The sequence below is a fragment of the Rhizobium sp. 42MFCr.1 genome, from assembly GCF_000377185.1.
Classification (GTDB): Bacteria; Pseudomonadota; Alphaproteobacteria; order Rhizobiales; family Rhizobiaceae; genus Rhizobium; species Rhizobium altiplani.
Map to the genome: position 1 here is coordinate 97,223 of NZ_KB897831.1, position 14,493 is coordinate 111,715.

At 60.5% G+C, this 14,493-nt stretch carries 15 protein-coding genes and 1 pseudogene; 8 read left to right on the plus strand and 8 right to left on the minus strand.

Annotation, left to right across the window (positions count from 1 at the left end):
• Positions 1-47: 47 nt before the first annotated feature.
• Positions 48-962 carry a CDF family cation efflux transporter EmfA gene (gene emfA / locus C934_RS0115570; RefSeq protein ID WP_025660411.1) on the plus strand — a complete coding sequence of 305 codons (915 nt, stop codon included), beginning with the start codon at positions 48-50 and terminating at the stop codon, positions 960-962.
• On the plus strand, positions 963-1,427 hold the full coding sequence (gene queF, locus C934_RS0115575) for a preQ(1) synthase (RefSeq protein WP_018857585.1): 465 nt from the start codon (positions 963-965) through the stop codon (positions 1,425-1,427).
• A gap of 45 nt (positions 1,428-1,472) precedes the next feature.
• Here queF and C934_RS0115580 read toward each other — a convergent pair whose 3' ends face one another.
• Both C934_RS0115580 and C934_RS0115585 read right to left on the minus strand, forming a co-directional pair.
• Positions 1,473-2,267, minus strand: a complete 795-nt coding sequence (locus tag C934_RS0115580; RefSeq protein WP_018857586.1) for a glycosyltransferase family 25 protein — start codon at positions 2,265-2,267, stop codon at positions 1,473-1,475.
• A 126-nt stretch (positions 2,268-2,393) separates the two neighbouring features.
• Positions 2,394-3,197 (minus strand): DUF2076 domain-containing protein, encoded by an 804-nt coding sequence (locus C934_RS0115585; protein WP_018857587.1) that lies wholly within the window; start codon positions 3,195-3,197, stop codon positions 2,394-2,396.
• 212 nt (positions 3,198-3,409) lie between these two features.
• Between C934_RS0115585 and C934_RS0115590 the strand changes: the two genes are divergently transcribed.
• The 3 genes from C934_RS0115590 to leuA all read left to right on the plus strand — a co-directional run bounded on the left by C934_RS0115590 (position 3,410) and on the right by leuA (position 7,458).
• A complete protein-coding gene (locus C934_RS0115590) occupies positions 3,410-3,997 on the plus strand; it encodes an ATP-dependent Clp protease proteolytic subunit (RefSeq protein WP_018857588.1) in 588 nt (195 codons plus the stop codon).
• A 229-nt stretch (positions 3,998-4,226) separates the two neighbouring features.
• Entirely contained in the window at positions 4,227-5,411 is a 1,185-nt protein-coding gene (locus tag C934_RS0115595; RefSeq protein ID WP_018857589.1) for a benzoate/H(+) symporter BenE family transporter, read from the plus strand.
• A gap of 331 nt (positions 5,412-5,742) precedes the next feature.
• A complete protein-coding gene (gene leuA, locus C934_RS0115600; RefSeq protein WP_018857590.1) occupies positions 5,743-7,458 on the plus strand; it encodes a 2-isopropylmalate synthase in 1,716 nt (571 codons plus the stop codon).
• A gap of 44 nt (positions 7,459-7,502) precedes the next feature.
• On the opposite strand, the gene C934_RS0115605 is transcribed toward leuA, so the two are convergent.
• Positions 7,503-7,892 (minus strand): winged helix-turn-helix transcriptional regulator, encoded by a 390-nt coding sequence (locus C934_RS0115605; RefSeq protein WP_018857591.1) that lies wholly within the window; start codon positions 7,890-7,892, stop codon positions 7,503-7,505.
• 99 nt (positions 7,893-7,991) lie between these two features.
• Between C934_RS0115605 and C934_RS32000 the strand changes: the two are divergent.
• Positions 7,992-8,955: pseudogene (locus C934_RS32000) on the plus strand (quinone oxidoreductase family protein).
• A gap of 26 nt (positions 8,956-8,981) precedes the next feature.
• Here C934_RS32000 and C934_RS0115615 read toward each other — a convergent pair.
• From C934_RS0115615 to C934_RS0115630, 4 genes are all read right to left on the minus strand, one after another.
• On the minus strand, positions 8,982-9,824 hold the full coding sequence (locus C934_RS0115615; protein WP_018857592.1) for an anti-sigma factor family protein: 843 nt from the start codon (positions 9,822-9,824) through the stop codon (positions 8,982-8,984).
• A 1-nt stretch (position 9,825) separates the two neighbouring features.
• The gene (locus C934_RS0115620) at positions 9,826-10,332 is read right to left on the minus strand and encodes an RNA polymerase sigma factor (protein ID WP_018857593.1); all 507 of its coding nucleotides are present in this window, start codon (positions 10,330-10,332) and stop codon (positions 9,826-9,828) included.
• Between the two features lie 169 nt (positions 10,333-10,501).
• On the minus strand, positions 10,502-11,062 hold the full coding sequence (locus C934_RS0115625) for a hypothetical protein (protein WP_018857594.1): 561 nt from the start codon (positions 11,060-11,062) through the stop codon (positions 10,502-10,504).
• A 150-nt stretch (positions 11,063-11,212) separates the two neighbouring features.
• A complete protein-coding gene (locus C934_RS0115630) occupies positions 11,213-12,121 on the minus strand; it encodes a metallophosphoesterase (RefSeq protein ID WP_018857595.1) in 909 nt (302 codons plus the stop codon).
• Positions 12,122-12,234: 113 nt separating this feature from the next.
• Here C934_RS0115630 and C934_RS0115635 point away from each other — a divergent pair, with 113 nt between their 5' ends.
• A complete protein-coding gene (locus C934_RS0115635; RefSeq protein WP_051085592.1) occupies positions 12,235-12,672 on the plus strand; it encodes an NUDIX domain-containing protein in 438 nt (145 codons plus the stop codon).
• Between the two features lie 9 nt (positions 12,673-12,681).
• On the opposite strand, the gene C934_RS0115640 is transcribed toward C934_RS0115635, so the two are convergent.
• Complete coding sequence (locus tag C934_RS0115640; RefSeq protein WP_026371828.1) at positions 12,682-13,668, minus strand: glutathione S-transferase family protein; 987 nt, start codon at positions 13,666-13,668, stop codon at positions 12,682-12,684.
• A gap of 270 nt (positions 13,669-13,938) precedes the next feature.
• Between C934_RS0115640 and C934_RS0115645 the strand changes: the two genes are divergently transcribed.
• Positions 13,939-14,439 carry a GNAT family N-acetyltransferase gene (locus C934_RS0115645; RefSeq protein ID WP_025660399.1) on the plus strand — a complete coding sequence of 167 codons (501 nt, stop codon included), beginning with the start codon at positions 13,939-13,941 and terminating at the stop codon, positions 14,437-14,439.
• Positions 14,440-14,493: the final 54 nt, after the last annotated feature.

The window sequence follows — 14,493 nt, forward strand, 5'->3', positions numbered from 1 at the left end:
TCTGCAATTCATTCGCATCCGCACCGATGTCTGCGCAGGGGATGAAGATGGACGAGAAGGGCAATCTTACGGTTCGGCGGTTGGCGCTCTGGGGCATCCCGATGTCGTTCGGCGTGATGGGCCTGAAGATGCTTGCATGGTGGATAACCGGTTCGGTGGCATTGCTGTCGGACGGGCTGGAATCGACGGTCAACGTCGTTGCCGCCTTCATCGCCTTCTTCGTCATCCGCTATGCGCAGAAACCGGCCGACCACGATCATCCGTTCGGTCATCATAAAGCGGAATATCTTTCGGCCGTAACCGAGGGCGCGTTGATCGTCGTGGCGGCGCTCTTGATCGTCAACGAGGCGATTGGGCATCTCTTCGATCCCCAGATGCTGGATGCGCCGGCGCTCGGTCTTGCGATCAACTTCGTCGCCGGCGTAATCAATGCCGTCTGGGCGCAGATCCTGATCAGGACCGGGCACAAGTATCGCTCGGCAGCGCTGACGGCGGATGGCCAGCATATCATGTCTGACGTCTTCACTTCGGTCGGCGTTCTTATCGGCCTGCTTCTGGCGCTGGCCACCGGCTATGCAATCTTCGACCCTGTGCTTGCCATTCTGGTTGCCGTCAACATTCTTTATCAGGGCTGGAAGGTGATCTCGAATTCGATCGGTGGCCTGATGGATCAGGCTGTCACATCCGAGGAGGAGGAGGCGATCAAGCAGGCGATTGCCACCCATGCCGCCGGCTCGATCGGCGTGCACGATCTGAAGACGCGCCGCGCGGGCGCGGTCACCTTTGTCGATTTTCATCTTGTCGTGCCGGCAGCCATGTCTGTAAGGCAGGCGCACGATATCTGCGATCGCCTTGAAGATGCCATCCGTGCAGCGCATCGGGGCTCCAGCATCGCCATTCACGTGGAGCCGGAGGGCGAAAAGGCTCATGGCATCCGCGTCAAAGTCATCAAGGAGGCTTGAATGCCCACAACAGACGTATCCAACCTGTCCATGCTGGGTAGCCAGACGGAATCTCCGAAATCACCCGAAGAGGCGGTTCTTGAGAAGGTGCCGTCGAGTCATGCCGGCACCGACTATGTCGTCCGCTTCACAGCACCGGAATTCACGTCGCTCTGCCCGATGACGGGCCAGCCCGATTTCGCCCACATCGTGATCGATTACATCCCGAACGAATGGCTGGTGGAATCGAAGTCGCTGAAGCTCTTCCTGCATGCTTTCCGCAACCATGGTGCATTCCACGAGGATTGCTCGGTCTATATCGCCAAGCGGCTTGTCGAATTGCTCGACCCGAAGTGGCTTCGAATTGGCGCCTACTGGTATCCGCGCGGTGGTATTCCGATCGACGTCTTCTGGCAGACCGGCAAGCCGCCGGAGGGCGTGTGGCTGCCCGACCAGGGTGTCGCAACCTATCGCGGCCGCGGCTGATGATTTGAAAAGAGTCGGTGGCGATCGTCTCGTATCGCCGTCGTATCAGTCGCCTGATTTGGTGGGATCGAGCGGGAAGCTTGCGCGATCCATCCGCAGCGGGCGCTTCTCGCCGCCGAGCCAGCCCCGGATCAGGTTTCTCGTCTTGATGCCCTCGAGGCAGAGCCGCATGAGGTTCTTGCGCAGCTTGCTCCGGGGGGTGAAGGCGCGGTCGATCGACCTGCGTACGAAAGCCGTCTTGTCGGCGCTGCCGTCCAGGAACTGCATCTGGATGACCGGCGCCGGTTCGATCTGGTAGGCCTTCAGCCAAGCGCGATGCCACATATAGGCATCGAGGAGGCCGTAAATCTTGGTATCCTCGAGCATCCGTTTTGCCGTGCGCGGGCCGATGACGTAGCCTGCTGTCCCGACACGGTTCTGGAACACCCGTGTTGCCCTGTAGATGCCGTCGGTCCAGAGGGGCGTCCTTGCCAGGATATGCGGGCGCGGCGCGAATTCGAGATCGTAGGCGCAGTCGCCGTCCTCGGCGCGCGCTTCAATGCTGGCGAGTACATCGGCAAAGCTTTCGGCAAGCACCGCATCGTCTTCGAGGATCAACGTCTGCTCGTTGCGGTCGATGATGATCTGCCAGGCGATCCTGTGCGAGGTGAAACAGGCAACGTCTTCGCGCAGCGTCGGGCTCGGCCAGCTGTTTGCTGCCTTCTGGCAATCTTCTGCAGAAAGGTCGCGGGCTTCGAACGCATCCAGGAACTTGAAATCGAGGCCAAGTCTGCGCATCTGCTGCGTCTGGAACTGTCGTCTCTTCTCCTCGGCCTTCCGACTGATGATAAGGATCTTCACTGATGCCCGCCTGCTCGACAATGTCGGCGGACCTTATCCGCCCGGCGGGGGCTTATCAATCGATGCGGTGCCATGCCCACGGAAACTCGGGGCCAATGGCCGATTAGGCGGATGCCGGATCTCGGATCAGACGTCGAAGCTGTCGTCATTGTCGGATTGATCGTCGTCGCTGTCGTCGTAAGCGGCCTGCTGCAGACTGGCATCGTCGTTATCGTTGTCATTATCGTCGACGACTTGTTGTGCGTTGCCGGTATCATTCGATGCCTGTTGCTTGTCGCCGTCGCTGTTGAAATAGTTGTTGATGACAGTCTCTTCAGTCGGCGCGTTGCCGAAGGGATTGTTGCCGGCATGCGGGCTACCCCAGCCAAGCGACGACATGTGGCTCCCGAAGATCCCGCTCAGCGAATTGGCAAGCAACATGCCGCCCGCAACGCCAGCCGCCGTGCCGAGCGCGCCCTGCAGGAAGCTGCCGCCCGCGGAAGGTGCCGCCGCCTGTGAGCTCCAGGGGCCGGTCGGCTGCTGCGGCACGGCTCGAGGTGACGTGTCGAAGCCGCGCTCCTGCTGGATCTGCTGACGCGGGGCGCTTCCCCACGGACCGGAGGAGGGCGGAGGCGCCGCCGGCTGCTGCGGTGCCTGGCTGCTGCCGAAGATCGAGCTAAGGAAGCCGCCACCCTGTTCGGCCTTGTGGTATTCGCTTTGGTCGGCCTCGAGCAGACGAATGCGCTCCTCCAACTGCTTGATGTGGTTGGCTGCCGCTTCCAGGCCCTTCTCTTGCACGATCACGGCTTGCGCAAGATAATAGGTGGCATAAGGCTGCTCGCGCGTTCCCTGATCGATCAGCGCTTCGGCGTCATGGTCACGCGGCGTTGCCGATGCGGTGCGGACGCGCTCGAAAAGGGCGGTCAGCAATTGGCGTTCTTCAGGTGACATGGCCGGTCTCCTTTGTTGCTGGCGATTTGCGCCTAGGGATGACGTAGGAACCGATTCCGACTTTTCAAAGCCGCGCTAAGTTACATCGCCGTAACCCGGCCCGGCTGCCACCATATCTTCACCCGTTCCGTGGCTTGTCTTTTTCCCGCATTGTTTTACGCATGGAGTCGCACTATGTGCGGTGAACCGAATTGGACGTAAGAGAGGTTCGAATGTACGAAGAAGAAGAACAGGACGACAAGACGAAGGAACTGCCGCTCGGCAAGGAAACGGAGGCGAACCTTTTTAAGTCGCGTTCGATCTTCATCTACGGGCCGATTACGCAGGAACTCGCGCAGAAGGTCTGCACGCAGCTCGTGGCGCTTGCCGCGGCCAATGACGACGATATTCGCATCTACGTCAACTCGCCCGGCGGCCATGTCGAATCCGGCGATTCGATCCATGACATGATCAAGTTCATCAAGCCGAAAGTCTGGATGATCGGAACCGGCTGGGTCGCATCCGCCGGCGCGCTGATCTATGTCGCGGCTCCGAAGGAACAGCGCCTTTGCTTGCCGAACACGCGCTTCCTGCTGCACCAACCGTCCGGCGGCACGCGCGGCATGGCTTCCGATATCGAGATCCAGGCTCGTGAAATCATCAAGATGAACGAGCGCCTGAACAAGATCATGGCTGAAGCCACCGGCCAACCCTACGAGAAGATCGCTGCCGACACCGACCGCGACTATTGGCTGTCTGCTGAAGAAGCGAAGGCTTACGGCCTCGTCTCGCGCATCATCACGTCGCAGGCCGAGATCTGATTTTGAGCTATGAGAAGCGCCCTTGCCTGCCAGACAGCGGGTGAGGGCGCTTTTTTGTGGTCTGATGCGTCGTGACCCTTTGATGTGGCTAGCCTGAGCGAGCTCTGTTGGCCATCGGGCCCGCCAGACAACGCGCTAGCAGGAAGCAGAACCATATCGGCTCTTTCTGCCCTTGCCTCGCCGCGTTCCCTCGTGCTCCATGCGGACTTTCCGCTGCTCGAGTCCCGCGATGCTCAAAGATTTTTCCATCCAGGCCCTGTTCATGGGCATCCTCACCACCTTCGTGGGATTTGCCAGTTCGTTTGCCGTTGTCCTGCACGGCCTGCAGAGTGTCGGCGCGACGGATGCGCAGGCGGCGTCGGGTCTTATGGCGCTGTCGATCGCGCTGGGGCTCTGTGCGATCTTGCTCAGCAGCGTGACGCGGCTGCCCATCAGCATTGCTTGGTCGACGCCGGGTGGGGCGCTGCTTGCAAGTACCGGTGTGGTTGAGGGTGGGTTCAATGCGGCGGTCGGTGCGTTTCTGATTTGCGCGGTGCTGATCGTCATCGCCGGCCTGTTCAAGCCGCTCGGCCGGGCGGTGGCCGCCATTCCGGCGCCTCTGGCCAATGCAATGCTCGCTGGCGTTCTGATCGGCTTGTGTTTTGCCCCGGTTAGGGCGATCAGTTTCAATGCGTTGCTAGGCTTGCCGATAGCGCTGGCGTGGATTGTCGTCGGCGCGTTCAAGCGGCTCTGGGCAGTGCCTGCGGCGCTCGCAGCCTTTGTGCTGGTGGTTGCCTTTGGCGTGGACATTCCCGATGGAGCGCTCGGCTCGATCGAACAAGCGCTGCGGCCGCCCGTCGAGTTCGTTATGCCCGTCTTCAACTTGCCGGCTTTCATCTCCATCGCCCTGCCGCTTTTCATCGTCACCATGGCGTCGCAGAACATTCCCGGCATCGCCGTCTTGAAGGTGAGCGGCTATGCGCCGAAGCCCGGGCCGCTTTTTTCCGTGACCGGACTGTTCTCGATAGTCTCGGCGCCATTCGGCGGCCATGCGGTGAATCTCGCGGCGATTACCGCCGCGATGTGCGCCGGCCAAGACGCGCACCCCGATCCCGCGCGACGCTATTGGGCTGTCCTCGTCTCAGGCATCTCCTACGTTATTCTCGGCCTGCTGGCAGGCGCGGTGACGACGTTCGTTGCCTTGGCGCCGCCGATCCTGATCCAGGCAGTGGCCGGTCTCGCACTGGTCGGGGCGTTTTCCAGTTCCGCCATGTCGGCCTTCCAGGCACAGGACTCGCGGGAGGCGGCAGCCATCACGTTCCTGGTGACGGCATCGGGCGTTTCCTTCGGAGGAATCTCGGGCGCATTCTGGGGATTGCTCGCCGGAGGGCTGATGCTGGCCCTGTCACGTATCGTGCAAGCGGCGAAAAAATAGACGGAGGGATTGCCAGTTTTTTGTACCCCGGCTATAAGCGCGACCATGAAGAACACGGGCATCACGATTTCTGAGCAGGTTGCTCGCGGGCGCATCGCGCTCCGTGACAACACGCGTGCCCTTACCTCGCTTCTTCTCCTCGGCCTTACGCGCGGTTGCCGGGTCCGTTGAGGAGCGCCCGGCGGCCGAAAGCCCGCCCAGGCCATCGCTCCTCGTGACCAATCCCGAAAACTGATCAGCCGGATGCTTTCGCACCGGATTCGTCATCGCCAAGCCAGACCCAATACGCTACGACGCGGCTGGCCAGATGACGGGAAGAGGAAGAGAAGACATGGACACGAACACCCGCTCCCAAACCAAAGGCATGCCCGAGGCGGCGATCAAGTATCGCGCCTATCCGCAGGTAAATATCCCTGACCGTACGTGGCCGTCGAAGACGCTGACCAAGGCGCCGATCTGGTGTTCGGTCGATCTGCGCGACGGCAATCAGGCGCTGGTCGATCCGATGGGCCACGACCGCAAGGCCCGCATGTTCCAGCTGCTGCTCGACATGGGCTTCAAGGAAATCGAGATCGGTTTCCCGTCCGCGTCGCAGACCGACTTCGATTTCGCGCGCTGGTGCGTCGAGCAGGGCAATGTGCCCGACGACGTCTCGCTGCAGGTGCTGGTGCAGTGCCGTCCGGAGCTGATCACCCGCACCTTCGAGGCGCTTGAAGGCGCGAACCGCCCGATCGTTCACTTTTACAACTCCACCAGCGAGTTGCAGCGTCGCGTGGTGTTCGGCAAGGACGTCCACGGCATCAAGCAAATCGCCGTCGATGCGGCAAAGATGATCTCCGACATGGCGGCGAAGGCCGGCGGCGGCTATCGTTTCGAATATTCGCCGGAGAGCTTCACCGGCACCGAGCTCGACGTGGCGCTGGACATCTGCAACGCCGTTATCGAGGTGATGAAGCCGACGCCCGATAACAAGCTGATCATCAACCTGCCGTCGACCGTCGAAATGGCGACGCCGAACGTCTATGCCGACCAGATCGAGTGGATGTGCCGCAATCTCGACAACCGCGAAAACCTGATCATTTCGCTGCATCCGCACAACGACCGCGGCACCGGCATCGCCGCCGCCGAACTGGCCCTGCTGGCGGGCGCCGACCGCGTTGAAGGCACGCTCTTCGGTAATGGCGAGCGCACCGGCAACGTCGACGTCGTCACCATGGCGCTGAACATGTTCACGCAGGGCGTCGACCCCGAGATCGACTGCTCTGATATCGTGCGGATGAAGGAAGTCTTCGAATATTCGAACCAGATGCCGATCGGCGAGCGCCACCCCTATGTCGGCGAACTGGTCTATACAGCCTTCTCCGGCTCGCACCAGGATGCGATCAACAAGGGCATGAAGGCGATCAAGGTCGCCAACCATCCAGTGTGGGAAGTGCCTTACCTGCCAATCGATCCGCAGGACGTCGGTCGCTCCTACGAGGCGATCATTCGCATCAACTCGCAGTCCGGCAAGGGTGGCATCGCCTATATCTTGCAGCAGGACTACGGGCTCAATCTGCCGCGTAACCTGCAGGTCGAATTCCGCGAAGACATTCAGCGGATCACCGATGAAGAAGGCAAGGAATTGCCGTCGAAGCGGATCTACGACCGTTTCGTCGAGCGCTACGTGACGCAGCCGCAAGGCCGCATCAAGTTTGTTGAGCACCACACCTATGCCGATCCCGAGCGCAAGGGGCAACGCATCGTTGCCGCCGAAATCACTGATAACGGCGAGACGAAGCATATCGAGGGCAGGGGCAACGGCCCGGTCGACGGCTTTATCAACGCGCTCTCGCACTATCTCGGCATCGAGATGTCGGTCGAGGATTATTCGGAGCATTCGCTGCAGCACGGTTCGAACGCTGCCGCGATCTCCTACGTCGAGACGTCCTATCCTAGCGGCAAGCTCTTTGGCGCCGGCATCAGCACGAACATTGTCGGGGCGTCGCTGGAGGCGATCGTCTCGGCTGCGAACCGCGTGCTTGAGGTGCGGGCCGGAAAGGCCTGACGAAATCAGCGCAGCGGAGTATTCTGCTGCGCACTTTATCCGGCTCAGGCAGCCAGCCGTGCCCGGTTGCGTGGCCGCACGATGCAGTCCGCGATATCGTTTGCCTCGTCCTGTGCTTCGGCATGTTTCTGACCCCATTTGCAGAGCGCCAGCAGAACCGGTTCCAACTCCAAACCCACCTCAGTTGCCGAATATTCGACGCGTGCAGGTACCTCTGCGAAGATCTGCCGGGTCACCAGACCATGCTTCTCCATCTCGCGCAGCTGCTGGATCAGCACCTTTTGGGTGATCTTTGGCAACATCCGCTTGAGCTCCGACAGGCGCTTCGGGCCATCGAAGACATAATAAAGGATGATGGGCTTCCAGCGTCCGGCTATCACCTTGAGCGCCCGCTCGACAGGCAATCTGGCCAGCTTCTTGATCGGAGCGGTCATGGTCACCTCCTGGTGGGTGTAGCACCAAATTCTCTGTATTTTGGCAGCGCAGCTTATTGCTAAGGCGCATCTCACGCCAATTCAAACGTGAGGTTTGCTATGAAAGCCATCCGCTACGACCATTTCGGTTCGCCCGAGGTCTTGACCTGTGTTGAGCTGCCGGTGCCCGAACTGCAGGCCGGCGAAGTGCTCGTTAGGGTTCACGCCGTAGGCGTCAATTTCTTTGAAGTCTTGATGCGCGCTGACCGCTACGCGGTGACGCCTCTATTGCCGATGCTGCCGGGCGTCGAAGTTGCCGGAGTGGTCGAGAAAGTGGGTGAAGGCGTCGACGGCACTCGGCTTGGGACGCGAGTTGCCGTGCCGCTCTTTGCCCTCGGTCGCGGAGGCGGATACGCCGAATATGTGGCGGTCGACGCAGGATATGCCGTGCCTATACCCGATAGGCTCCCCTTTTCCGGCGCAACTGCCCTGGTGGTGCAGGGACTGACAGCATTGCATATGGTCCAGCAAAGCTCGCTGATGGGCAAAACGGTCCTTGTTCATGCCGCGGCAGGTGGCGTGGGTTCACTTGCTGACCCAGCTTGCCAGGCGTCGTGGTGCTCGGCGCGTGATCGCGACGGCAGTGAGCGCAGCAAAGCGATCGCTGGCGCTGGAGATGGGGGCTAATCTGGCTATAGACTATAGCGCCCCCGGCTGGGAAACGTCTTTAGCTGGCCCCCGCCCGGACGTTGTTTACGACACGATTGGTGGCGACATGACGCGTGCGTCGCTCGCGGTTCTCGCGGATGGCGGCGAACTTGTCTTTGCGGCGCTCGGCCGGTTCGCAGCCACAGCCGAGGACATTACCCGCATGCTCGACAAGAACCAGTCGCTGAGAGGCCTTGCGCTTCTGCCGTTGCTGGGAGCAAGTCTTGTTCCCGATCTCCAGTCGCTCTTCGAACTGGCCGCTTCCGGGGAGCTGAGGCTCTTACCCGGGCGCCAGTTTCCGCTTCACGGCGCAGCGGAGGCGTATCGGGCGATCGAAAGCCGCATGGCAACGGGGAAGGTGGTCCTGATGTCCTAAAGCTTTTCAATTCAACCCTGAAAGGCTCAGATCGATGTAGCGACCTGCATGGCGAGCTGGCCAAGCGAGGCTTCCGACGACGGGCCAACGAGCACATAGGATGTGCCGGCATTGTGCCAGGAAACGACGCCGATCTCGTCCTTGATCGTTTCCTTGAAATCGTCTGCCTCGGAAGGCAGGTTGTCCTTGCGGAAGCAGATGGAAGCCAGGTCGCCATCGGAGCTGGTGTAGACGAGTTGGCCGACCGGCCTGCTGTCGCCGATGAAGACGCGGGCACCCTGGAAGGTCCAGCCCTGTTCCGACAGGTCAGGGACACGGAACGCGACGCCGACCGTTGAGGTCAGCCAGGTAGAAATTTCCTCTGCCTGGGTCGACGGAACCTCGAAAATATGACGGGGCTGGCGGGCGATAAGCCGCTGGTTGGCGATGACGTCGGTCAGCCACTCGTTGGAGTCAGGAATGGCTTCCATCGTTGTCGCGGCAGGCGATTGCATGGTGCTCATGCTGCCGGCGGCGAAGAAGCCGATGCCACAGCCGGCAATGAGGAGGACGATTGCAGCCGCAAGAGCCTGTGGGCCGATCGGCGCAAGTTTGAAGGAGGGCCGCGAAACGCGCGGTGCAACCGGAGCCTTTGGTGGCTGCGCGCTCTTGATCGACCGCACGAGGGCGAGTGGAACCGGCTCCCTGAGAACGTCGTCGAGGCGGTGCTTTCCGAAGTCGGCGCCGTGTCGCAGCTTGTCGTAGAGCCGCTTGGCACCCTCGTCGGTGGCCAGGCGCTGCTCAAGCTCATGCTTCTGTTCGGGCGTCGTCTCGCCATCCAGCAGGGCGGCTAGCTGAGCATCGAGCGGCAGTTTCTTGAAATCGAGCAATTCAGTACCTGTGAGGATAGTTGTCCGCGACACTGGCGAAATGCAGTCTCGCCGCGGCAAGCTGGGATACGACGATGTTGATGGTGACACCCATGATGTCGGCGGCCTGCTGATAGCTGTGCCCTTCGACAACAACCAGCAAAAAGGCGCTGGATGTGCCTTCCGGCATGTCGGCGATCATGCGGTGGATGACATCGGGATTGACAAGCGAGGTGCGATCGCGGTTCGCTTCCCGGATATCGGTGACATTGCCCCTGGGAGTGGGGTGCGGCTTCCGACGCCGATGCTCGTCCGTCCAATGTTGGCGGGCGAGGGCGTAGACCCAGCTTTCCAGGCGGCCTTCGCCATTCCATTGTCCGCTCTTGGCGATGGCGCGCTCACACGCCACTTGTGCGAGTTCGTCCGCACTCGCTGCGTCACCTGCAAGGGTCATCGCGAAACGCCGCAGCCGGGGCAGAAGGCCCACCAGGTCGCGTCTGATATCGATGGTCGTCACGGGTTGACGCATAGTCTTTCCAGGTAATGCTTGGGCGGTCGGCGAGAGCGCCCAGCAGCATATCGATTTATATTGCTTCTGTGTCCTTTATGAAACAAGTACCGGATGCTTCGCAAGCATCCGGCGGCCTATCCCACGGGTTCTCAAAGCTTTTCTTCATTAGGCTCGGCTCGGATCAACGTCAGTATGTACGATAACCATTCAGTGCCTGCAGCAGCGAGCGATAGGCCCAGGTCTGCTCGCCGCCCCGATCCCGGATCTCGACGAGCTGGACGCGCGCTCCCTGCACGTCACCCTGTTCCACCAAAGCTTGTCCCATATATGACCGTGCCAGAATATAATTCTCGTCCGCCTGCAGCGCCTTGCGGTAATACGACATCCCCAGCTCCATTCTGCCCGCCTTGCGGTTGGCATAGCCGAGATAGTTCAGGATGCGCGGATCGTTCTGGTTCCTGGCAAGCTGAAGCACCGTCAGGGCGTTGTCGTATTGACCGGCATAGGCAAATTCGCGGGCAGCCTTGTAGAGTTCATCGTCGTTGAACGAATTCTTCTTCGGGACCACGCATTCCTTGCGCTTCGCATCCCAAACCTTGCCGCCGGCACATTTTGTCGTCGTTTCGGTCTTTGGCGGCGGCTTGGTTTCGTCGCTTTCGTCGCCGATGGCAAGGGCGGATGAGGAGACTGCGAGGGCAAGCGAGCCGGCCAAAGCCAGACTGCGAAGACTGATCGACGCCATGGGCATGCAATAACTCCGTGAATTGGTGCTGCCGAGGCGACAAGTTTACGTGGCAATCGCCAATTGCCAAGACCTCGGATGCTTTGCCAAATTCAAGATATCGTCATCTTGAATTCCTGAATCAGCTTGGCGAAGAAGATGAATCCAAAAACGGCGCTAAGCCTTGAAAATATCGACGCTTTCGCTGCACACGCCATCGCCCATGGAGTTGATGCTGAACCGTTCCCCGGTCAGCTCCCAAGCACCCGGTGCGCCATCGATCGAGAAGAGGTTGTAGCCGGCACGGGGTTTCAGCCCGCCGGGCCCCTGCGATGCAGAGGCGATACCGACGACGGGAACCGGACCAGTCTGGCCGCGCAGCCAGTGCAGCGTGTTCAAATGGGTATGGCCGTGGAGCACCAGTTCTGCACCGCCGGTGGAGATCACGGCGCCGAAGCGGCGGATGCCGATCATCCGCTTGTGGAAGGAGGTCGCGCCGCGGATCGGCGGATGGTGGATCATCACGACGCGAAACAAGCCGGCCTCGCCAGCGGCACGCAGCATGTTCACCGTATCGCGGGCCTGGCGCTCGCCGAAGAAGCCGCTGGCCGCGAAAGGGGGCGTCGCGACCGCCGTCGAACAGCCGACGATCGCGACCTTGCCGCGAACGCGAAGATAGGGAAAGACGTGGCGATTTTCCTGCCATTCGGCTGGAGCGAGGTCACCGCGCACATTGTCGTACCATGCGCGCACCGACTTTTCGTAGGCGCCGGGCACGTAGGCATCGTGGTTTCCCGGCACGACTGAATTGTCTTCGGGATCACCGAGTTCTTTCAGCCAAGCGGCTGCGGCTCGGATCTCCAGTCCGCTTGCGAGGTTCACGAGATCGCCGGTAACCGCCAAATGATCGGCTTGCTTCGCGTGTATGTCATCGAGCAGCAGATCGAGCGTGCTACCGAAAAGGTGCTTGCTCCTGTTGCGATGCCAGTTCACAAAGCCGGTAATGCGTTTGGAAAAGAGCTCGCGGACCGAAAGGCGAGGAAGAGGGCCGAGATGGATATCGGAGATGTGTGCGAGCTTGAACATGCGACGACACATAGCCCAGTCAGTCTGCAATTCAAACACATCTGCTTGAACGGATTAGCGGAATTGGAAAAAGCGTGACCAGAACCATACGCCCCTGGCAATCGCGAGTGCTGATGCGCATCGTGCATATGTATTTCGCGGTTGCGCGCGGAATGACGATGGGCGTGCGGGCCGCCTGCTTCGATTCGGCGGGTCGTATCTTTCTCGTGCGGCACAGCTACCTGCCGGGCTGGCACATGCCTGGCGGCGGGCTGGAGCGCAATGAGACTGCCGAGGAAGCCTTGATCAAAGAGCTTCGCGAGGAAGGGAATTTGCGCATCCTCGGACGGCCGGAGCTCTTCCACATCTATTTCAATACGGCGGCCAGCCGCCGCGATCATGTCCTTTTCTATAAGACGCAGGTTGAGCAGACGGCACCGCGCCCGCCAGACCGGGAAATCGTCGAGTGCGGCTTCTTCGCGATCGATGATCTGCCAGTGGGCACAACGGACGCGACGCGTCGTCGTCTGGCTGAACTCGCGGGCGAGCGGGAGCCCGCCCACGTGTGGTAGAGCGCAGGGCTAGGCCGCTGCCAGTAGGGCACGGCCATGCGGGCGATCGAGATCCAGTGCCGGGCCGACAGGCACGATGCCGGTCGGATTGATCGTCTTGTGGCTGCGGTAATAGTGGTCCTTGATGTGGCGGAAGTTGACCGTCTCCTTGACGCCCGGCGTCTGATAGAGATCGCGCAGATAGGCCGACAGATTGGGGTAGTCGTCGATGCGGCGAATGTTGCACTTGAAGTGGCCGACATAGACAGCATCGAAGCGCACCAAAGTCGTGAACAGCCGCCAATCGGCCTCGGTCAGTCGATCGCCGAAGAGATAACGACCCTTGCCGAGACGGTCTTCCAGCATGTCCAGCGTTTCGAAGAGCCTGACGACATTTTCGCCATAGGCTTCCTGTGTCGTGGCAAAGCCGGCCTTGTAGACGCCGTTGTTGACGGTGTCGTAGACGACAGCGTTGAGCTCATCGATATCGGCGTGCAGGTCGTTCGGGTAGAAATCGGCGGTCGAGCCCGTCAGATGATCGAAGGCGCTGTTGAACATCCGGATGATTTCGGAGGACTCGTTGTTGATGATCGTGTTGGTCTTCTTGTCCCACAAGACCGGAACGGTCACCCGGCCGGAATAGTGCGGGTCGGCCTTCATGTAGATTTCGTATAGCGTCTTGGCGTCGAAGAGATGGTCGCCGGTGGCGCCGTCGCCGATCTTGAATTCCCAGCCCTTCGAAAGCATCAGCGGATCGACGACCGAAACGCTGATGAGGTTTTCGAGCTTCTTCAGCTTGCGGAAGATCAGGGTCCGATGCGCCCACGGGCACGCCAGCGAGACATAAAGGTGGTAGCGGTCTGCCTCTGCCTTGAAACCACCCGTTCCGGACGGGCCAGCCGCTCCGTCCGCTGTAATCCAGTTCCGAAACTGCGAGGCGGTGCGCTTGAAGTGCCCCTTGGTTTCCTTCGTGTCGTACCAGACGTCATGCCAGACGCCATCAACCAGCATGCCCATATTGTGATCCTTCAAATTTTCCTTGGCTCGAACATATCCCACGTCCTGGCGATTTGCAGGGCGGTAAAGATTGAACACTGCGTCACGCCGCGCCGTCGCTTTCTAAATTTCCATTGGACGACTGAAATTTTTCCTGCTATCGGCGATTTCACATTTCTGGAAACCGATTTGATGTTTGCACCGAGAAACCTGCGACGACGCTGATGCTCCCGAACGCCTGACGGCGTGCTCGAGATCCATCAACTCTGTCTATCCGGTTTCCGTCTCATCATGCACAAGCACGATCTGGTCTACCTCACTGAGGATGCGTCGCACGACGCTGCTATCGAACACATCAACGAAGAAGCATTCGGCCCTGGCCGGCATACGCGTGCGGCCGCCCGGATCCGCGAGCAGGGGCCGCACGATCTCTCGCTCTCCTTCATTTGCGCCGATGATGGCGAGACCATTGCATCTGTGCGCATGACGGCTGTTCAGGCCGGCTCGGTGAATGGGCACCTGCTTGGGCCGCTTGCAGTACGGCCGTCGCACAAGGGTCGCGGCATCGGCCGGGAACTCGTCCGGATTGCCATCGACGCCGCGCGTCGCAAGGGATCGGAAGCGGTCATCCTCGTCGGCGATCCGCCTTACTACTGCCCCCTCGGCTTCGAGCGGGTGGCCCACAACGCGATCACGTTTCCCGGTCCCGTTGATCCGTCTCGCGTGCTGGTCGTGCCGCTTGTCGAGGATGCGCATAGCAGGCTGAAGGGAACTATCGGCTGGCGAAAATAGGTTGCATGCGGTATTGAGAGCCATAGGCCTGAGACACGCTTCGCGTGATTTTTC